Consider the following 19,306-nt stretch of genomic DNA (forward strand, 5'->3'; position numbering starts at 1 on the left):
ATGACAGAGGAGCAGAACTGGGCCATCCGTATCCTCGAAGACGGCTTCGGTCGAGTGCGGGAGAGCGTCGAGCGCGTGGTTTTCGGCCTCTCGCCGGCGCAGCTCGTCGAGCAGCCTTCGCCCGAAGCGAATTCCGCTGGTTGGATCCTGTGGCACTTGACCCGGATCACCGACGACCATTTCGCGGCGCTCGCGCACACGCTCAGAGGCGCCGAGGCACCCTCGGGACGCGACTTTTCGATGCCCCCGGGCCAGCTGTGGACCAGTTGGCGAGAACGGTTCGGCACGCCTTATCCCGAAGCGAGCACTGGCTTTGGCCATTCCCCAGAGGATGTCGCCGCGTTCCCCAAGATCGAACCGCAGCTGCTGGGGGACTATCAGGACGCCGTTTACGAGCGGGCTGTCGAGATTCTTCGCGGGATCTCGGCCGATGACCTCGGGAAGGTCGTAGACCGGCGATGGGACCCACCCGTCACCGCGGCCGTGCGACTTGTGAGCATCCTCAACGATGCAACCCAGCACGTGGGCCAGGCCGCCTATGTGAAGGGGCTGCTCACCTCGCGCTAACCCCGCCCCCATCCGTTTCGGGTACGCCAACTCCCACCCACAACCGTCTCCGGTACGCCAACTCCCGCCCAAAACCGTCTCGGGTACGCCAACTCCCGCCCAAAACCGTCTCGGGTACGCCAACTCCCACCCACAACCGTCTCGGGTACGCCAACTCCCGCCCACAACCGTCTCGGGTACGCCAACTCCCAGCCACAACCGTCTCGGGTACGCCAACTCCCGCCCAAAACCGTCTCGGGTACGCCAACTCGCAGCGGCAGCTGAGCCGTGCCGCGAGTTGGCGTACCCGAAACGACGGAGACGGAAAGTTGGCGTACCCGAAACGACGAAGACGGAAAGTTGGCGTACCCGAAACGACGAAGACGGAAAGTTGGCGTACCCGAAACGACGGAGACGGAAAGTTGGCGTATCCGAAACGAGTAGGCGGGCGGGCTATTCGACGGGACCGACCTATTCGACTGTGACCGACTTGGCCAGGTTGCGCGGCTGGTCCACGTCGAAGCCCTTCGCTGCCGCGAGCTCGGCGGCGAAGATCTGCAGCGGGACGGTCGTGAGCAGCGGCATGAGCAGCGGCGGCGTTTCGGGCACGTACACGACGTGCTCGGCATACTCGCGCACAGCTTCGTCGCCCTCCTCGGCGATCACGAGAGTGCGCGCCCCGCGGGCCCGTACCTCCTGAATGTTGGAGACAACCTTCGAGTGCAGCGAATCACGGCCTCGCGGCGACGGCACGACGACGAACACCGGCTGACCCGCGTCAATGAGCGCGATCGGCCCGTGCTTGAGCTCGCCAGCAGCAAAACCCTCTGCGTGCAGGTACGCGATCTCCTTGAGCTTGAGCGCTCCTTCAAGTGCCACGGGGTAGCCGACGTTGCGGCCGAGGAAGAGCACTGACTTCTCGTCCTTCATGCTCCGAGCGAGTTCGCGGAGCGGACCAGTGGTGTCGAGTACCGTCTGGATCTTCTCGGGGATCTTGTTCAGGTCGGCGAGGACATCCTTTATCTGACCGGAGAAGATGTTCCCGCGCAGCTGTGCCAGATAGAGGCCGAGGAGGTATGCGGCCGTGATCTGGGCGAGGAAAGCCTTGGTCGAGGCGACGGCGATCTCGGGCCCTGCGTGGGTGTAGAGCACGGCATCGGACTCGCGCGGAATGGTCGAGCCGTTCGTGTTGCAGATCGAGACGGTCTTCGCACCCTGCTCCCGTGCGTACCGGACGGCCATGAGCGTGTCCATGGTCTCGCCGGACTGGCTGATCGAGACCACGAGCGTGTTCTTGTCCACGATGGGGTCGCGGTAGCGGAACTCGTGCGCGAGCTCGACCTCGGTGGGGATGCGGCACCAGTTCTCGATCGCGTACTTGGCGACCATTCCCGCATAAGCGGCCGTGCCACACGCGAGGACGATGATCTTGTTGACCTGCTTGAGCTCGGCCGGGTCGATGCGGAGCTCGTCGAGGATGAGGCGACCGCGCGGATCGGAGCGGCCCAGAAGGGTGTCGTGGACCGCGGCCGGCTGGTCGTGGATCTCCTTCTCCATGAAGGACGGGAAGCCGCCCTTCTCTGCGGACGCGGCGTCCCACGAGACTTCGAACTCCTTGCCCTGAGCTGGGCGGCCGTAGAAGTCCGTGATCGCGAACGAGTCAGGCGTGATCGTGACGATCTGGTCCTGGCCGAGTTCGACGGCGCGGCGTGTGTGGTCGATGAAGCCGGAGACGTCGGAGCCGAGGAAGTTCTCCCCGTCGCCGAGGCCGACGACGAGCGGCGAGTTCCGGCGCGCGGCGACGACGACGCCGGGCTGCTCCGCGTGGACGGCGAGGAGCGTGAACGCTCCCTCGAGGCGCTGGGCGGCGAGCTGCATCGCCTTGGTGATGTCGCCGTCGGCCGCTCCTCGGTACAAGTCCCCGATGAGCGCGGCCGCGACCTCGGTGTCGGTCTCAGACGCGAACTTCACGCCCTTCGCGAGCAGCTCCTGCTTGAGCTCGGCGTAGTTCTCGATGATGCCGTTGTGGATGACGGCGAGGCGCCCCTCATCGGCGAGGTGCGGGTGGGCGTTCGCGTCCGTGGGGCCTCCATGGGTGGCCCAGCGGGTATGCCCGATGCCGGTGAGCGTCGAGGGAAGCGGGTGCTCCTCGAGTTCAGCGATGAGGTTGGCGAGCTTGCCCGCCTTCTTCCGGGACTGCACTGTGCCATCGGCGACGACGGCGACGCCCGCCGAGTCGTAGCCCCGGTACTCGAGGCGGCGCAGCCCCTCGATCACGACGTCGAGGGCGCAGTACTCTCCGTCCAGGTCCCCCGCATCGCTGCGCTCGCGAACACTACCGACGTAGCCAACGATTCCACACATGCCGAACATCCTACCGGGGACTCATTTGCCAGCGTATTTCGCTCAGGGCGAGCGGGTTGGCAGAATCACCTGAGTGAATCTGGACAGGAACGAGTTCGACGGCGACGGGGCGACCCCCTTTGTCGAGCTCGACCGCGCGCGTTGGTCCCAGCTGGCGAACCGCATGGAGCAGCCCCTCAACCAAGAGGATATCGACCGTCTGCGGGGTCTCGGGGACCCACTCGACCTCCGCGAAATCCGTGAGGTCTATCTTCCCCTCAGCCGCCTGCTCTCGCTCTACGTCGAGGCGTCGGGCCAGCTGCACAGCGCGACCCAGACGTTCCTCGGCGAAAAAACGCAGCGCACGCCGTTCGTTATAGGCGTAGCCGGTTCGGTCGCCGTCGGGAAGTCCACGATCGCCCGCGTGCTGCGCGAGATGCTCCGCCGCTGGCCTTCCACGCCGGACGTCCAACTCGTCACCACGGATGGGTTCCTGTACCCGCTTTCGGAACTCACGCGCCGTGGCCTGCTCGACCGCAAGGGCTTCCCCGAGTCGTACGACCGCCGCGCCCTCCTGCGGTTCGTTGCCGAGATCAAGTCCGGCGCCGAGGAAGTGCGTGCGCCCTGGTACTCACACCTCACGTACGACATCGTCCCGGGCCGGGAGGTCGTGGTCCGCCGGCCTGATGTGCTCATCGTGGAGGGCCTGAACGTCCTCGCCCCGGCGCGGCCACGCCTCGACGGGACCACGGGCTTGGCCTTGAGCGACTTCTTCGACTTCTCGATCTACGTGGACGCCAAGACGAGCTCGATCGAGGAGTGGTACGTCCAGCGTTTCCTCAAGCTCCGCTCCGGCGCCTTCGCCCAGCCGGAAAGCTACTTCCACCGCTACGCCTCGCTCTCCGACACGGAGGCCATCTCCACGGCGCGCGGCATCTGGAAGTCGATCAACGAGCCGAACCTTGTTCAGAACGTCCTGCCGACGCGCGGCCGGGCCCAGCTCGTGCTGAGCAAGGACGCGGACCACTCGATTCGGCGGATGCTCCTGCGCAAGGTCTGATCCTTGGGGCGGGTGACACGCACCAAATGATCACCCGCAATTCACATAACATCCGCTATGCCCACGTTAGCCTTGGCGCCATGCTCAACGGATTCAAAGCCTTCATCATGAAGGGCAACGTCCTCGACCTTGCTGTGGCCGTCATCATGGGCGCCGCGTTCAACACGGTCGTGACTGCTCTCGTCCAGAACGTCCTCATGCCGATCATCTCGGTGATCGTGGGGCAGCCCAACTTCGACAACTTCCTGGTCTTCGGCCCGGTGAAGATCGGTGTGTTCCTCACCGCCGTTGTGAACTTCATCATTGTGGCGGCTGCCATTTACTTCCTCATCGTCATGCCGATGAACCACCTCATCGAGCGGCGCAATCGTCGTCTGGGCATCCATGACAAGGCGGCTGAGGAGCCCGTCGAGCCGCAGATCGCGCTCCTCACGGAGATCCGAGACGCTCTCACGGCCCGCGAGCGCTAAGCGACTCCCGAGCGGAAAACGCACGACGGCGGCCGCCCACCTTCCGAGGTGGGCGGCCGTTTGCTTTGAGGTTCTTCGCCTAGACTGACCCGGCCCGCCCTCTCCATGGGACCAACCTCGCTACCCTCAGGAGCCACTCACCATGGACTACCAGGCCGACACGACGCCGCTGCCGCCTCCCCGCGTCCATGGACGTGGGGTCACGCCCTTGGGCCCCGTGGAGGCCGAGCCCTCGGCGCCCCCGGCGCAGGGGTGGGGCGACCGCCGTCGTCTGCCGGCTCTCACCCCGCTTGAGCCGGAGGACCGGGAACCTCGCGAGCGACGCCGGCGAGAGCGGCTGCCGCGCTTCCCCCGGCCGCCGAGGTCCAAATCCGGGAAGGTGAGGAAGCCGCGCGGCCGGTTCCGGCGGGCCCTCCGGCTCACGGCGATCGTCGCCGTCATCGCGATCGTTGCGAGTCTGGTCACCACCATCGCGTACAACTGGATCACTCCCCCGCGCACCGCGTTCATGATCGAGGCCGGCGAGCCCATCGTCTACCAGTACGTCTCGATCGACCACATCAGCCGTTACACCATCGCCTCGGTGGTCGCGCACGAGGACGAGCAGCTCGGCACCCGCGTCGGTGCCTTCTCGATCGACGACTTCATGGCCCGCGCGCAGGCGTTCGGCTCCGGCCAGCCAGACCCAAGTGGCTCGACCGTCCCTCAGCAGCTCGTGAAGAACATCTTCCTGTGGCCGAGCCAGGACCCGATCCGCAAGGGCATCGAGGCAGGCCTCTCGGAGGAGTTCGACTTCCTCCTGCCCAAGGAACGGATCATGGAGCTGTACCTCAACTACGCGCAGTTCGGGCCGAAGCTGTTCGGGATCTGCGCGGCGAGCTGGTACTACTTCAACGCGCCGCCGTCCCAGCTCACGCAATACGAGTCGGAGCAGCTCATGGGAGTGCTGCCGGACCCGGACAACGTGCGGCGTGCGCCGGGCGGCGGGCTCGATATCAGCGCGACGGCGAACCCGGAGGCGGTGGACCTCATCAACGGCGCGGCGAATGTCTGGGTCCCGCGGCAGCTCGAAGGAATGGGCGGTTGGCAGGCCGCCGTCAAGACGATCGGAATCACCGATACCGCAGCGGACCATGCGGCAACGGAGGGCAACTCGGACGGTTGTTCGACGATGCCTCAGGACGTGGCGAAGCGGCTGCAGTCCGAGGGCGTCGGCTAAGCCTCACACCGCGACCAGCTCAACGATTCCGTAGGCTCCGGTGTCGATGACGCGGCCCGGGGCAAATCCTACGGGCGCCGCGAGGGCGAAGAACTCCTCGGCCGAACGCTGCCGGCCCTCCGTCTGGGCAAGCATCATGATGTCCGAGATCGAGACGGGGAATTCGGCGCGATTCGGCTCCTGGAGCCATTCGAGCACGAGCAGTCGCGCACCGGCGGAGGCGGCCGCACGGACTGTCGCGAGGATTCGCCCGCACTGCTCGTCGTCCCAATCGTGGAGGACGTCCTTGAGCAGGTAGATGTCCGCATCGGCCGAGAATCCCTCGAACAGGTCCCCCTCAACCGCGCGCACGCGCCCTTCCACGCCCCGCGACGCAAGGTACTCGCCCGCGCCGGCTAGAGGGCCGGCTTGGTCGACGAGAACGCCGGAGAGCCCCGGCCGCGCCCGCAGCACCTCCGCAAGCATCGACCCCACGCCGCCGCCCACGTCGCACACGGTTCCCTCCTCGGGCCACGGATACGCCGCAACGATGAGGGGCGCGGCCATGAGGGTGAGCTCGCGCATGGTCCGCGCGAAGCCCTCTTCCTCGTCAGGATGCTGCGCGAGATGCTCCCAGATGGTAGTACCCGTCGCGGCATTGAAGGCCGGGCGCCCGTCCCGCAGCGTCTCGGGAAGTCGCGACCACCCCTCGATGACCATCGGCGAGGTCATGTAGCGGATCCAGCCGGCCATGGTGTGCTCGTGGCTGTCGAGGAGCAGGCGCCCCGTCTTGGTGAGCGAGAAGCGGCCGGCCCGGTCAAGGCGGGCCAGGCCGTAAACGGCGAGGCCCCGGAGGACCCGGTGAACCGTGTCGGCGTGGAGGCCCAGTCGCGCTGCGATCGCCCCAGCGGTGAGCGGCCCGCTCGCGAGCGGCTCGACGAGCCCCGTCTGCACTGCCGCGCGCATGAGCATGATCGAACCGACTCCACCTGTGAGCTGGAGGAAGCGCGCCTGCGGCGGTTGCAGCGCACTCCCCGCGCGGCCGAGGGCCGCGCTGAGCCGCTGCACGCCGCGGACGAGCGCGGGCCTGAGAAGGACCTGACGGACGACGGCGGGCGGCGGCTGGCGCATGCACCAAGACTAGGGGTGAATGACGCTCCGCAGGGCCTCCTCCTCAAACTCAAGCGGCAGTAGCATCGCGCCATGTCCGCAATGAGAAGAGACCGCGTGCGGAACCGCCAGCGCTTGGCCTTGCCCAGCGAAACTGGCCGCATCCGCGCGGTTCGCCGCCTCGAACTGGCACTCTCCCTCGCGCTCCTGTGCCAGTTCCTGCTCGGGATGGCGGTAAACCTGTTCGTCAAGGTCCCCGCCGACCACCCGGGGGCCAAACCACCCGAATACTTCAGCGGCGTCGCTCAGAGCGTTGCATGGGCGCTGGCCCATGGCGGCATCTGGCTCGCTCTCCACGCGGGCTTGGGCTTGGCCTTGGTCCTGACGGCGCTGGCCGCGCTGCTCACGGCGACACGCAGTGGGAGCCGCGCCGCCGTCGTCAGCACGACAGTGGGATTCCTCGCGGTTCTGGGCGCCGGTTTCAACGGCGGGAGCTTCCTGAACTACGGCGAGGACTTCAGCTCAATGATCATGGCCTCGCTCTTCGCCGTCGCTCTGGGAAGCTACGTGGTCGGGCTGTGGCGGATCCCAACAGTTGCAGCGCCCAGTTAGTCCGTCTCCACCTGGCCGCCCGCAGACGCGCCGCGGGAGTCCTGGCTGCTTGCGGCGTCGACAGACTGCTCCTGTTCCGCACGAAGGTGGTGCGGTTTGGCGAAGAAGAGCGCGCACACCGCAGCGATCAGCACGACGGATGCCGGCAGGATCAGTGTCTCGCTCATGGCGTGGGTGAAGGCATCGTGAAGGAACGCCGGCAGGACGGTCGAGTTCGAGGAAGTCAGCTGGCCCCCCGCCTGGCTTCCGGGAGGGAGCGCGGCCTTGATATCGGTGCTGATACGGCTCGTCATGAGCGCGGCAAGAGCTGCCGAGCCGATGACCGCACCGACCTGCCGGGTCGTGTTGAACACGCCCGAGCCGGCTCCGGCTGCGCGCAGCGGCAGGTTGCGGTTCGCCGTGGTCGCGATCGGACCCCACATGAACGCGCTGCCCAGACCCATCACAAACGAAGGCACGAGCAGTAGGCCCCAGGCGATGCTCGGGGAGAGCATCGCGGAGTAGAGCCACATCCCGACTCCGACCAGGATCACGCCCGGAACGACGAGGTAGCGCGGGTGCACCCGGTCTGTGAGGCGACCGGCGATCGGGGCGAGGATCATCGTCAGCACTGCCGAGGGTGTTCCCATGAGGGCCGACTCGAGCGGTGTCATCCCGCGCACGGCCTGGAAGAAGTAGATCAGCGGAATGAACATCGCCGTAATCGCGAAGCCGACCGCCGAGATTGCCCCATTCGCGAGTGAGAAGTTCTGGTCCTTGAACAAGCTGAGCGGAAGCAGCGGCTCCTTCCGGTTCAGGGCCTGCCACACCACGAACAGCACGAGGAAGGCGACACCGGCAATGACGGATGCCCACACCCAGCCATTCCAGTTGTAGGTGTTCGACTCCTGAAGGCCGAAGACCAGGAAGAACATTCCTGCCGCCGAAAGAAGCACGCCGAGCCAGTCGAAGCTGTGGCTGTGGGTCTCCAGGCGGGGCACCAGCATCGCGGCCATGACGAAGGCGACGACGCCGATCGGGACGTTGATGAAGAAGATCCACTCCCAGCCCAACCCGTCGACGAGCAGGCCGCCGAGGATCGGGCCCACGAGCGTGGCGAAGCCGGCTGTCGCGCCCCAGAGGGCCATCGCCGTTCCGCGCTTTTCGGGCGGGAAGGTGCGCGTGATGACCGCCATGGTCTGCGGGGTCATGAGCCCGGCGCCGAGGCCTTGGACCGCGCGGGCGACGATCAGGTTCGCGATCCCGCTACCCGGCAGGAGGTTGGACAGGCCGCACCAGAGCGAGGCCAGGGTGAAAACCACCAGGCCGATCAGGTAGATGTTCTTCGGCCCGAACCTGTCGCCAAGCCGCCCCGTCACGAGCAGCGGGACCGCGTACGTGAGCAGGTAGGCGCTCGTGACCCATATGACGTTGTCGGTGGTTGTCGACAGCCCGGTCTGGATCGACGGATTTGCGACCGAGACGATGGTCGTATCGATCAGGATCATGAAGAAGCCGATGACCAGCGCCCAGAGCGCGGGCCACGGTCGGGTCTCCTTCGTATGGGTCTCACGAGTGGTAATCATGGCTGGGCCGTCTTTTCTTTTGATAAGGCGCCCGCGCTCGAGTTGGCCACCCGGAGGGCGGTCCGTCTAGGCCGGGCGCACCGATTCGGTGTCGTTGAGCGCGAGGGAAAGCCGGCGTTCGACGACGGCGGCGAGCCGTTGCGCGATCGACTGCGCCGTTTCCTCGTCCGCGGCCTCGACCATGACCCTCACCACGGGCTCGGTGCCGGAAGGGCGCAGGAGGACCCGCCCGGTCTCGCCGAGCTCAACCTCAGCCTCCGCCACGGCGAGGCGCACGCCGTCGTCCTCCTTGACTCGCGACTTGTCGACGCCCTTCACGTTGATGAGCACCTGCGGAAGCCGGGTCATGACGGCGGCGAGTTCCTTGAGCGGCTTGCCGGTCTTCGCGATCTGGGCAGCGAGCTGGAGGCCGGTCAGGACGCCGTCGCCCGTCGTCGCGTAGTCGAGGAAGATGACGTGGCCGCTCTGCTCCCCGCCAAGGGAGTAGTTGTTGGCGCGCATCTCCTCGAGGACGTAGCGGTCGCCGACGGCGGTCTCGCGGATGGTGATGCCTGCCTCGCGCAAGGCGATCTTGAGGCCGAGGTTGCTCATCACGGTCGCAACGAGAACGTCCTCGCGCAGGCGGCCGTCCTGTTTGAGGGCGATGCCGAGGATGGCCATGATTTGGTCGCCGTCCACGACGTTGCCCTCGTGGTCCACGGCGAGGCAGCGGTCGGCGTCGCCGTCGTGCGCCACGCCGAGATCGGCACCGTGGGCGACCACCGCGGCCTGGAGGGCCTCTAGATGCGTCGACCCGACACCCTCGTTGATGTTGATCCCGTCCGGTTCCGCGCCGATGACGATCACGTTCGCGCCGGCGTCCTTGAACACCTGAGGCGAGCAGCCGGAAGCGGCCCCGTTCGCGCAGTCGAGGACGACCGTCAGGCCGTCCAGTCGGTGCGGGAGGGTCGTGAGGAGGTGGACGATGTAGCGGTCCTCTGCGTCTGCGAAGCGGCGCACGCGGCCGACTCCATCGCCCGTCGGCCGAACCGGCTCGCACGCGAGCTCGGCCTCGATCGCGTCCTCGACCTCGTCTGGAAGCTTGTGGCCACCGCGGGCGAAGAACTTGATGCCATTGTCCGCGGCAGGGTTGTGCGAGGCGGAGATCATGACCCCGAAATCGGCCTTGAGGTCAGCCACGAGGTACGCGGCCGCCGGCGTCGGAAGGACACCGGCGTTGTAGACGTCCACGCCAGCACTTGCCAGGCCGGCTTCGACCGCCGAGCTCAGGAATTCACCGCTTGCGCGCGGATCCCGGGCGACGACGGCGCGCGGCCGGGTGCCGTCGGGAACCTCCCTGTGTCCGAGCACGACAGCGGCCGCCTGGGACAGCCTGAGTGCCAACTGCGCGTCCAGCAGGCCATTGGCCAGCCCGCGGACGCCGTCCGTTCCGAAGAGCCTAGTCATCGGGACCAGTCTACGGGGCTGGGGCAAGGAAGCTGACCCGGGACCCTGATCACCACTGTCGCCGCACGCTCGCCTTGGTGCCGGTCACGAGGCTGGCCGGCGGCACGTCGTCGGCCACGACCGCGCCCGCGGCAATTACCGAATCCCGCCCAATGGTGACCCCTGGCAGGATCGTCGCGCCGGCGCCAATCCACACGTTCTCCTCGACTTCGATGGGTGCGCCAGTGAGCCAGACACGCCGCTCCTCGGGATCGACGGGGTGGCCGCTCGTGATGAATGTGGCCTTCGGGCCCACCATCACGCGTTCCGCCAGCCGGATGCCCGCGTAATCCAAGAACGTGCAGCCCTGGTTGATGAATACTCGCTCGGCGAGGTCGAGGTTGAGCCCGTGGTCGGTGTAGAACGGCGGGTAGATCGTGACGCGCGGCGGCAGTGGACGGCCCAAGATCCGCTCGAGCAGCTCGGCCTTGCCGGCCTCGTCGTCGAAGGGCAGGACGTTCAGCCTTGAGGTCAGCTCGGTCACCCGAAGAACCCTCTCACTCATCGCCTTGAATTCGGGGCTGTGGATGCGCATGAAGCGATTGCTGGACACTCCCCCATCGTCCCGCAAGGCGTCTGAAGAGCGATCAGGAGACACGCCTCGAAGGTCCACGACGGGCGATTTTCTGGTGCTCCAATAGGACCAGTGGTCGGGTGCGAAATTCGAGTACGGACAAGTGTGGTTTGTGAGTACGGCGAGTTGGGAGAGTTGAAGCACCGACCGGCAGGATCTAGGAGGGCTGGGCCATGTTGGACACTCAGGATGTAGTCCAAATCTGGAACAGGGCAGGAATCCCCATGCCGCCGGACCGGCTGGGCCAATATGCGCAAGCGCTAGCCGCGGGGTGCCGGATCGGGGCCTACCACACGTTGGGCGACGACGAGGAAGACCGCGCCATCCTCGCCCTCTATCGGGTGGACCGTCCGCGCGCGACCTTCGCCGACCTGCACCAAGCGCCTCCGCTCGCCCTCGCGAGCTACCACCAGCTGCTCCACGACCTTGCACGCGAAGGCGTGGGCCCGCTCTAGCCGAGCTGGCTCAGCCGCCCCAGACGTCTCCCGCGAGGATCCGCTCGGCTTCTGCCCGCGCCTGATCCTCGGTGAGGCCGGCGGCTCTCAGATCGCCGAGGAGATGCTCCCGCATCCGGGTGGCCCGGTTATCCCGGCCAAGCCGCGTTGGCGGCGGCCAATGCTCTCCTGGCCGATAGACGGGAGTCTGCCCGTGCTCGTGCCGGAGGAAAGCCCGCAAACTATCATCAGCTCTGCTGCTCATCGTGCTCAGGTCCTATCAGGCGTCTGCCCGCAAGATAATGGGCGCCCGGCTTCTTGAATCGCCCTTCCTCAATGGTGACCCCTGAACTGGGCACAAGAGGAGGCCGGGCATTGACAATTTACTGACAGATCCTGCAATACCGTTGCCGAGGTTTCACCTGCCGGAAAGTTGGGACGGCTGGAGCCTCATGCCGAAGCGCGCTGCCTCGTCGGAGATCTGGCCGCGGATCGACTCAGCCCTTTCGGGCGGGACATCGGCGTCAACTACTGCGACGATGCTCTTCGACTTGGTATCGGTCCTCACATGCCCAACAGCCCAGTGCACTGCCTGCGGCGGCAGCAGCTGGCCGGGCTCGGCGTCGATGCGGACGCCTACGCCAGGGGTTCCGTCGGGATGGATTGAAACCAGCACAAGCCATTCGGCTCGGATGTTCGCGTTCTTCGCTCGCGTGACGGTAAGAATCTCTGGCCAGAAGCCGACTGTGACAGACACCTTGCTACCCCCTGCCCGAACCAGGGCGTGCACCTTTGCCAGCCTCTGATCCCTCCTACCTCCAGTACAGCCACAGCGGAGGGGCCTGTCCTCAGTAACTGCTACGCGACTCCTTTGACGAGCGACACCTAGTCCCGTTCCGGCGGTACGCAGGTGGGGCAGCCACTACTCGGCGAACTACCCGTACGGGACTGTCCAGACGACAAGGCGGCGGGGCGGCTGATGAGCCGCCCCGCCGTCGTCGTGATTTGTTACTTGGTGAACGAGAACTGCGCGGTGTGCGTCGTTCCGTCATTGAGCGTGACCTTCAGCGTGCCGCTCTGGCCCGCCCATGCCTTGTCCGTCTTCCAGACGTAGACGTACTGGTCGGTCGTCGGGTCGTAGCTCAGGGAGCTCGAGCCGGCGGTAACCGCGCTCACGGAGTCTCCCGGCTGTGCCGTTCCACTTACATTGAACTGCGGCGTTCCGCTCAGGATACCGAGGCCGTAGTTGCCGTTCAGGCTGAACTTGATCGGCACCGCGCTGCCTGCCTTCGCGACGTTCATGCCGGTCATGGTGACGGGCTGGAAGAAGCCGGCGAAGTTGTAGATCACGTTGTAGTCGCAGGTCGCTTCGGCGCTCGTGTTGCCCACGTTATCGGACGCTGTTCCTGCCGGGATGGTGGCCGTGTGGCTGCCTATCGAGGAGGTATCGAGCGCAACCGTTCCCGACGACGGCGTGGCGAGGCCGGAGCCGCCGACCTCGTCGACCGCCGTCCACGCGGCGGTCGCGGCAGAGCCGATGACGATGTTCGAGGGGCAGGTCGCGCTGACGGTCGGAGCCTGATTGTCGATCTTCCCGGAGAACTGGGTCGGCGCAGAGACGTTGCCCGCGACGTCGGTCGCAGTCCCCGTTGCGGTGAACGAGCCGGCGTCCGAGAAGTTCTGCGGGCTGCTGACCTCAGCCACGCCGCTGCCGGGCGAACCGTCGGCGAGCGCGGGGTCACCGTTGCCAGCGAAGCTCACGGTGACGCTGCCCTTCCACCAGCTCGTCGTGCCGTCGTTGTAGGCGGCGGGGTTGTCCGGGCTGGCGAGAGGCGGATTCGGAGCCGTACGGTCGACCGTGACGGTTGCCGAGCTCTGGCTAAAGGCGCTCGAGAGCGCCGGGCTGGTCGAGGTCTCGACCGCCTGGACCTGGTAGACCCAGGTGCCCTCGCCCGGGTTGCCGGCGGTGAACGAGTACGACGGCGAGGTAAGACCGCTTGCAATGGTCTGCCAACCGGCGTCAGACGCGTTCTTGCCTTGGAGGGTGTAGGTGAAGGCGTCGCCCTCTGCGTCGGTCGAGGGAGCCCACGAGAGCCCGAAACCGCCCCGGTTGATGGGGGATGTTGCAACCGGCGAACCAGGCGTCGTCGGCGCGGTGTTGACCGGGGTGGGAGTCGGAGTCGGGTCAGGCGTCGGAGTCGGGTCAGGCGCCGGAGCCGGAGTGCAATCCGTGTTCCACGTAACGCCGAGGCTCACCGTCCGGGAGACAGTGCCGCCCGTCGAGCCGTTGCCCGAGAGCGCGAGCACCAAGGTTTCACTGGCGCTGCCGCTAGCGGTCGGAGTGACGGTGAGCGGCACCTTCGTCTCAGCACTCACCGCGTTGTTGGCAAGGGACACCCAGTTGCTCTGGAGAGCAATGGGAGTGGCTGTGCCCACGGAGACGCCAGCTGCTGCCTGGGAGACGGACACGCCGAGCGAAGCCCCGTTCGCGTAGACCTGGGTGCCTTGGCCGTTGCGCGTGGCCCACACGCCAATCGACGCTGGCGTCGGCACGTTGCAGGGGATGGTTCCGAGGCTGACGCTCGTCTGCGTCCCAGACGTGGCGAGGTCGCCGTCGGCGACAGCGTTGTCGGCCAGCGCCGCCGTGGCGCCGGAGGCGAGAAGGATTGCAGTCGCTGCCGAGGCGGCCGCAAGAGTTCGTTTCTTGGTCACTGAAGTCCAGCTTTCCGTCGAGTGCGATAGCGGTGCCCAGACGGGGCATGAGCCAGACGGTATCCAGAGGCAACTATGCTGCGCACCACTTGGCCGGGGGTACCGAGTACTCGACTTTTCCGCGTTTTCACCCGGTTCTGGGCGAGTGGTCGAGGCTGCTACTTGGCTTTCCTCAGGTGGTACTCGTTTCTCCCCGACATATGGTGCGTCGCTTGCAGCGCACCCTAGTTTGGATCTTGGCAGTTGAGAACCACTAGAGTGCGGCGCGCTGCAGGTGCCGCCGGAAGCGCTCTGGAAAATCAGGGGGGCAGGTTTGAGTCACGCCGCTAAGACCGAGCAGAGGGCATCAGCGCCCTTCGCCCAGCCGGATGGGGATCAGTACGCTCCGGGGGCCATTCCCGATAGGGAAAGGCCTCACAGCGGCACTCACCGACTGTTCAAATGGATGAGCGGCAGACAATGGCTGCTCGCCTGGCTCGCGACCGTTCCGTTCGGGCTCCTTCGCGCTAGCACCTTGAGCGAATCAGACACCTTTTGGCAGGTACGCACGGGCCTGCTCACCCTGACTCAGAAAAGCCTCCCTACCGCCGACCCATTCTCTTGGACCGCCAAGGGCCAACCGTGGACGCTGAATTCCTGGGGTTTCAACGTCATCGTCGCCCTCGCTTACCGAGTCGCCGCGTTACCCGGCGTCGCCCTCGCGGGCGCAGCATTTGTCGTAGCAGTCACGGGCCTAATGCTCTTCCTGTCTAGGAAACTAGGGGCGACTGCCGTCATGGCCGGCGCAATTGTGTTCCTTACGTCGCCTCTGCTGATTGGTTGGTTCTCTGCACGGCCCCAGCTGGTTGATTACATCGCCGTCCTAGTGCTCGTACTTCTGCTGCAGCCTCTCGTAGCCGGCCGACCACGCGCTTGGCACATAGCCGCAGTCGGCCTTCTCGTGATCGCATGGGTCAATCTGCATGCGGGCGCGCTCTTTGGGGTCGCTATTGTCGGCGCAGTCACAGTTCTCGCGTCGATTCGGCGGGTAACTCGGCCGCGCGTGGGTTGGTGTATCGCCGCATTAGCGGTGGCTGCCGTCGGTTCGTGCCTCAACCCGTATGGCATTGGCGTGGTCGCCCAGACGGGACAAGTGCAGAGCGCCTCTGCCGGGATTATCACTGAATGGGACCACGTCAACATTGCCGATCCAATCCAGATGATCATGCTTGGACTGGGTGTGGCGGGCCTTGCAATCGCCCTCTACCGGAAGGACACCGCCTTCGCTGGCGCGCTTAGCATCGCGGTGACCGGGAGCATCACTGCCATCAGAATCCTCCCGATCTTGTTGCTGTTGGCGGTCCCCGTCTTGGCCGCGTTCGCGTCCCACCCCGTCGTGCGACGTTACACGTACTCCCGGCGCATCATGCTCGCGAATGGAGCCGTTGCGATTGTCGTGGCGGCGGCAGCAGTCACTTTCCCAAATCTGGCACACGTTGGCCGCCCCGACCCCGGTCGATATTCATCCTCGGTGGTGAACGCCATTCCGTCAGGGTGCAAGCTGTTCAACTCATACGAAATCGGTGGATTCGTTATGCTAGAACGGCCTGACGTCCCTGTTTCGCTCGATTCCCGAAACGACCTCTACGGGAGCGAACGTGTCCTGAAAGACAAACAGATTATCGACGGCAAGGGGGACCTCGAACAGGGCCTCGAGGGCGCCGGATGCGTTCTAGTCCCGCCCACCAGTGGACTTGCACAGTATCTTCAGCACAACCAAGCTTGGCGGCGAACAGCTGGCGACGGGGCGGCCGTTCTCTTCGTGCGCAGCTGAATAAAAGGCCCGCCCCACAAATAATGGGGCGGGCCTTGGCAAGAAGCTGAGATCAGCGCTTCGAGTACTGCGGTGCGCGGCGGGCCTTCTTGAGACCAGCCTTCTTGCGCTCGACCACGCGGGCGTCGCGGGTCAGGAAGCCAGCCTTCTTAAGGGCTGGGCGGTTGTTCTCAACGTCGATCCCGTTGAGGGCGCGAGACACGCCGAGACGGACTGCGCCGGCCTGACCCGAGGGACCACCGCCGTGGATGCGGACGATGACGTCGTAGGCGCCCTCAAGGTCGAGGAGTTTGAACGGATCGTTGACTTCCTGCTGGTGCAGCTTGTTCGGGAAGTAGTTCTCAAGCGTGCGGCCATTGATCGTCCACTGGCCCGAGCCTGGGACGACGCGAACGCGGGCGACGGCCTGCTTGCGACGGCCGACCGCGGCACCTGCGACCGTGAGGGCCGGGCGCTCGCGCTTGGCAGTCTCGGTCGCAGGCGCGCTCTCCGAGGTGTAGCTAGTCAGGTTCTCCTCGGCCTCAGCGGCCGTGTTCAGCTCTTCGTTCTGAGCCACAATGTTCTCCTTGATGAATTCTTGGTTAGTGGCCAGGACTACTGGGCAACCTGGTTGATCTCGAAGGTCTTCGGCTGCTGCGCCTGATGCGGATGGTTCGGACCCGCGTAGACCTTGAGCTTGGACAGCTGCTGGGCGGCCAGCTTGTTCTTGGGAAGCATGCCCTTGATGGCCTTCTCGACCGCGCGAACCGGGTTCTTCTCGAGGAGCTCAGCGTAGGTGACGCTGGTCAGACCGCCTGGGAAACCCGAGTGGCGGTAAGCGCGCTTCTGGTCGAGCTTGGCACCGGTGAGGGCGACCTTGTCGGCGTTGATGATGATGACGAAATCGCCCATGTCCATATGGGGCGCGTAGGTCGGCTTGTGCTTCCCGCGCAGCAGTGTTGCGGTCTGGCTGGCAAGACGACCAAGGACGACATCGGTGGCGTCGATGACGTGCCACTGACGGTCGGCGTCGCCGGGCTTCGGAGTGTACGTACGCACAGTTATTGCCTTCGTTCTCGGTCTTGGTAGGCGCCGTGAGGTGCACCTGTTACTTCGTGCGCTACCGGAGAAGAGGTGAGGGCTCTACCGACCAGTCATCCCTGAGCCTCGAATGCGCCCGCCGGCTGGTGAGTCCTGCAACTGGACACCGACGGGACACGTGCCATCGAGGTAGGACACGCACAACAGCAATCAAGACTACCTGCCTCCGCCGCATGGGTCAAAAGCAGGATCGGACGCCGGAACAGCTTGGGCCGCTTCCGCGTACCACAGTACAAACCGAGTACTACTCAGAGCCTGACAAGTACCCCACGCGCCCAGTTCGCAGAAAAAGTCGAGTACCGATTACGGATGGTCAACTTCTCGCGCCAGTGAGAGTTTTGTTTTGCCAGTTCCCGACGGCGCTCGAATTGGGGGTCCGTCGCCCTGGAGCCGGCAACCATTTCTCTGGCAAAGGATCAAACCAAATGAACGCTTTCATGGTCTCCCTCCTCGCTTTCTGGAACGACATCACTCGGACGGATAAGGAGAAGGGCGCTACCGCGGTTGAATATGGCCTCCTTGTCGCGTTGATTGCGGCCGTCATCGTCGGCATCGTCTCCACCCTTGGCGGGCAGATCAACAACGCATTCCAGACCGTCGTCAACGCTCTCCCCTGAACTTCCGAAATTCAGGCGACGAACTGGTGGTTGTGGGGCGCCAAAAATGGCGCCCCACTCCGTCGCCAGTCCAAGGCATCAACAAATGAGCTAGAGGAGCGAACGTGGACGAAGAAAAGGAGCGGGGGGCATCTTCCGTCGAGTACAGCCTCCTAGTCACCCTCATCGCGGTCGCGGTCTTCGGAGCAGTTACACTCGTCGGGCCCGCGCTGCTGCCGGGATTCAACTCCGCCATCGCGGGCTTCACGCCATGAAGCTCAAGGGGAACGGAAGGACGGGTGAACGCCACTCCCGCGAGCGTGGGGCCGCGGCTGTCGAGTTCGCGCTCGTGGTGCCAATCCTGATCGCTCTTGTTTTCGGCATTATCGAGTTCTCTCACCTCTATAACGCCCAGATCGAACTCACGAATGCAGCGCGAGTCGCGGCACGCACGATGGCTGTGGACACCGGCACCAACCCCATCGCCGACGGTACGGCTGCTGCCAACGCAATGTCGCCGGGCTACTCGATTTCGGTCACATACTCACCGAGCACCTGTGCCGCCGGCTCCCAAGTCAAGGCAACGGCGACAGCCCAGATCCCACTCCTCACGGGTTCCTGGTTCGGCCTGAAATCGCCGATTGCCATCACTGGAATTGGAGCGATGCGATGCGGCGGCTAGGGCAACGCTATGCGCAGGACCGCGAGCGGGGCGCCATTGCGGTCATGGTGGCGATCCTCATGGTGAGCCTCATCGGGTTTACAGCCTTCGCCATTGATGTCGCTCGCATGGCTGATACCAAGGCTCAACTCCAGAACGGTGCAGATGCATCGGCCCTCGCCATCGCTAGCAACTGCAATATGAATCCCTCGACATGCACGGGAAATGCATGGAACCTCGCGAATCAGTACACCCCCGCAAATTCGCTCGACGGCTCCGCTGTCCCGTCATCCGTCACTTTCCCAACCTCCAAATCCGTCACCGTCGGAACCAAGACTCCCGGAACTGGGCTCCCCCTGATCTTTGCTCGTATCTTTGGCCAGTCGTCGGCCATGGTGACGGCTTCGGCCACGGCTGCTTGGGGGCCCCCGGGGAAGGGAAGCGGCTTCCCCCTCGCCTTCTCAGTCTCTTGCTATGACCTCAAGTCTTTGACCACATCTGTGGGACAGGTTCAGCAGTTTGCATACAAGCCCGGGATGACCTGCACCGGCCCTTCAGGGACGCAGGCGCCAGGCGGCTGGGGATGGCTTGATAACTCGAACTGCCAGACGACAACCTCGGCCGGACAAACGTCCATAGGCTCCGACCCGGGAAACGACCTGCCTAATGGATGCGCAACGATCCTCCAGAGTTGGGTTAACAAGATCAATGCTGGCAGCGAAGTTGACGTCACTTTTCCGATCTTCGACACGGTCACACTGCAGGGAACAAAAGCGCAATACCACATCATTGGATACGCCACCCTCCGGATCATCGGATGGAAACTGGGCGGCGGCAGCAACAACACTCCTGGTGCATTCCGAAACACGGCGGCTGCTCTAACCAGCCTCGGCATCAATTCTTCTTTGGCCTGCAGCGGCGGAAATGATCGTTGCGTTATTGCGCAGTTCATTCGCTACGACACTACGGACCCGAGTTTCGGTCAAGGTAGCGGCCAAGACCTCGGGACAACCATCGTCTACCTCAGCAATTGATCTCAAAGAGAGG

General features: G+C 65.0%; 21 protein-coding genes. 11 read left to right on the plus strand and 10 right to left on the minus strand.

Annotated features, from left to right (window positions below; translation table 11 throughout):
• The gene (locus LK10_RS03485) at window positions 1-567 is read left to right on the plus strand and encodes a mycothiol transferase (RefSeq protein WP_043120059.1); all 567 of its coding nucleotides are present in this window, start codon (window positions 1-3) and stop codon (window positions 565-567) included.
• Between the two features lie 450 nt (window positions 568-1,017).
• Here the strand turns inward: LK10_RS03485 and glmS are convergent, their stop codons facing one another.
• Window positions 1,018-2,910: a glutamine--fructose-6-phosphate transaminase (isomerizing) gene (glmS, locus tag LK10_RS03490; RefSeq protein WP_043120061.1), complete on the minus strand. Its 1,893-nt coding sequence runs from the start codon at window positions 2,908-2,910 to the stop codon at window positions 1,018-1,020.
• A gap of 73 nt (window positions 2,911-2,983) precedes the next feature.
• On the opposite strand from glmS, the gene coaA reads away from it, so the two are divergent.
• From coaA to LK10_RS03505, 3 genes are all read left to right on the plus strand, one after another.
• A complete protein-coding gene (gene coaA, locus LK10_RS03495; protein WP_043120063.1) occupies window positions 2,984-3,949 on the plus strand; it encodes a type I pantothenate kinase in 966 nt (321 codons plus the stop codon).
• An 80-nt stretch (window positions 3,950-4,029) separates the two neighbouring features.
• Window positions 4,030-4,419 (plus strand): large conductance mechanosensitive channel protein MscL, encoded by a 390-nt coding sequence (mscL, locus tag LK10_RS03500; protein WP_043120236.1) that lies wholly within the window; start codon window positions 4,030-4,032, stop codon window positions 4,417-4,419.
• Window positions 4,420-4,561: 142 nt separating this feature from the next.
• Window positions 4,562-5,638 (plus strand): transglycosylase domain-containing protein, encoded by a 1,077-nt coding sequence (locus tag LK10_RS03505; protein WP_052206889.1) that lies wholly within the window; start codon window positions 4,562-4,564, stop codon window positions 5,636-5,638.
• A gap of 3 nt (window positions 5,639-5,641) precedes the next feature.
• Here LK10_RS03505 and LK10_RS03510 read toward each other — a convergent pair whose 3' ends face one another.
• Window positions 5,642-6,748 (minus strand): methyltransferase, encoded by a 1,107-nt coding sequence (locus LK10_RS03510; protein WP_052206890.1) that lies wholly within the window; start codon window positions 6,746-6,748, stop codon window positions 5,642-5,644.
• 72 nt (window positions 6,749-6,820) lie between these two features.
• On the opposite strand from LK10_RS03510, the gene LK10_RS03515 reads away from it, so the two are divergent.
• A complete protein-coding gene (locus tag LK10_RS03515; protein ID WP_156144011.1) occupies window positions 6,821-7,339 on the plus strand; it encodes a hypothetical protein in 519 nt (172 codons plus the stop codon).
• Here the strand turns inward: LK10_RS03515 and LK10_RS03520 are convergent.
• The 3 genes from LK10_RS03520 to LK10_RS03530 form a co-directional block, all read right to left on the minus strand.
• The gene (locus tag LK10_RS03520; RefSeq protein ID WP_043120066.1) at window positions 7,336-8,904 is read right to left on the minus strand and encodes a DHA2 family efflux MFS transporter permease subunit; all 1,569 of its coding nucleotides are present in this window, start codon (window positions 8,902-8,904) and stop codon (window positions 7,336-7,338) included. The genes LK10_RS03515 and LK10_RS03520 overlap by 4 nt on opposite strands.
• A 66-nt stretch (window positions 8,905-8,970) precedes the next feature.
• Window positions 8,971-10,350, minus strand: coding sequence for a phosphoglucosamine mutase (glmM, locus tag LK10_RS03525; RefSeq protein ID WP_043120069.1), 1,380 nt, complete (start codon window positions 10,348-10,350; stop codon window positions 8,971-8,973).
• A gap of 49 nt (window positions 10,351-10,399) precedes the next feature.
• Complete coding sequence (locus LK10_RS03530) at window positions 10,400-10,942, minus strand: sugar O-acetyltransferase (protein ID WP_043120070.1); 543 nt, start codon at window positions 10,940-10,942, stop codon at window positions 10,400-10,402.
• A gap of 194 nt (window positions 10,943-11,136) precedes the next feature.
• On the opposite strand from LK10_RS03530, the gene LK10_RS03535 reads away from it, so the two are divergent.
• Window positions 11,137-11,418, plus strand: a complete 282-nt coding sequence (locus LK10_RS03535) for a hypothetical protein (RefSeq protein WP_043120071.1) — start codon at window positions 11,137-11,139, stop codon at window positions 11,416-11,418.
• Window positions 11,419-11,428: 10 nt separating this feature from the next.
• Here LK10_RS03535 and LK10_RS22520 read toward each other — a convergent pair whose 3' ends face one another.
• The 3 genes from LK10_RS22520 to LK10_RS03545 all read right to left on the minus strand — a co-directional run bounded on the left by LK10_RS22520 (window position 11,429) and on the right by LK10_RS03545 (window position 14,109).
• Window positions 11,429-11,533, minus strand: a complete 105-nt coding sequence (locus tag LK10_RS22520; RefSeq protein ID WP_231567579.1) for a polysaccharide biosynthesis/export family protein — start codon at window positions 11,531-11,533, stop codon at window positions 11,429-11,431.
• A gap of 282 nt (window positions 11,534-11,815) precedes the next feature.
• Window positions 11,816-12,154 carry a hypothetical protein gene (locus LK10_RS03540; RefSeq protein WP_043120073.1) on the minus strand — a complete coding sequence of 113 codons (339 nt, stop codon included), beginning with the start codon at window positions 12,152-12,154 and terminating at the stop codon, window positions 11,816-11,818.
• A 251-nt stretch (window positions 12,155-12,405) separates the two neighbouring features.
• Window positions 12,406-14,109: a PxKF domain-containing protein gene (locus LK10_RS03545; protein WP_043120074.1), complete on the minus strand. Its 1,704-nt coding sequence runs from the start codon at window positions 14,107-14,109 to the stop codon at window positions 12,406-12,408.
• Between the two features lie 1,111 nt (window positions 14,110-15,220).
• Here LK10_RS03545 and LK10_RS22180 point away from each other — a divergent pair.
• On the plus strand, window positions 15,221-15,922 hold the full coding sequence (locus LK10_RS22180) for a hypothetical protein (protein ID WP_197061835.1): 702 nt from the start codon (window positions 15,221-15,223) through the stop codon (window positions 15,920-15,922).
• Window positions 15,923-15,974: 52 nt separating this feature from the next.
• Here the strand turns inward: LK10_RS22180 and rpsI are convergent, their stop codons facing one another.
• Complete coding sequence (rpsI, locus tag LK10_RS03555; RefSeq protein ID WP_043120076.1) at window positions 15,975-16,478, minus strand: 30S ribosomal protein S9; 504 nt, start codon at window positions 16,476-16,478, stop codon at window positions 15,975-15,977.
• Between the two features lie 38 nt (window positions 16,479-16,516).
• Entirely contained in the window at window positions 16,517-16,960 is a 444-nt protein-coding gene (rplM, locus tag LK10_RS03560) for a 50S ribosomal protein L13 (protein ID WP_043120078.1), read from the minus strand.
• 467 nt (window positions 16,961-17,427) lie between these two features.
• Between rplM and LK10_RS03565 the strand changes: the two genes are divergently transcribed.
• The 4 genes from LK10_RS03565 to LK10_RS03575 all read left to right on the plus strand — a co-directional run bounded on the left by LK10_RS03565 (window position 17,428) and on the right by LK10_RS03575 (window position 19,293).
• The gene (locus LK10_RS03565) at window positions 17,428-17,619 is read left to right on the plus strand and encodes a Flp family type IVb pilin (RefSeq protein WP_043120080.1); all 192 of its coding nucleotides are present in this window, start codon (window positions 17,428-17,430) and stop codon (window positions 17,617-17,619) included.
• Between the two features lie 104 nt (window positions 17,620-17,723).
• Window positions 17,724-17,873, plus strand: a complete 150-nt coding sequence (locus tag LK10_RS21155) for a Flp family type IVb pilin (protein ID WP_081998238.1) — start codon at window positions 17,724-17,726, stop codon at window positions 17,871-17,873.
• Window positions 17,870-18,280: a TadE/TadG family type IV pilus assembly protein gene (locus LK10_RS03570; protein ID WP_052206891.1), complete on the plus strand. Its 411-nt coding sequence runs from the start codon at window positions 17,870-17,872 to the stop codon at window positions 18,278-18,280. The genes LK10_RS21155 and LK10_RS03570 overlap by 4 nt, the downstream gene beginning before the upstream one ends.
• Entirely contained in the window at window positions 18,268-19,293 is a 1,026-nt protein-coding gene (locus tag LK10_RS03575) for a Tad domain-containing protein (protein ID WP_043120083.1), read from the plus strand. The genes LK10_RS03570 and LK10_RS03575 overlap by 13 nt, the downstream gene beginning before the upstream one ends.
• Window positions 19,294-19,306 lie beyond the last annotated feature (13 nt).

This window comes from Sinomonas humi, from assembly GCF_000802235.1.
GTDB classification, from domain to species: Bacteria; Actinomycetota; Actinomycetes; order Actinomycetales; family Micrococcaceae; genus Sinomonas; species Sinomonas humi.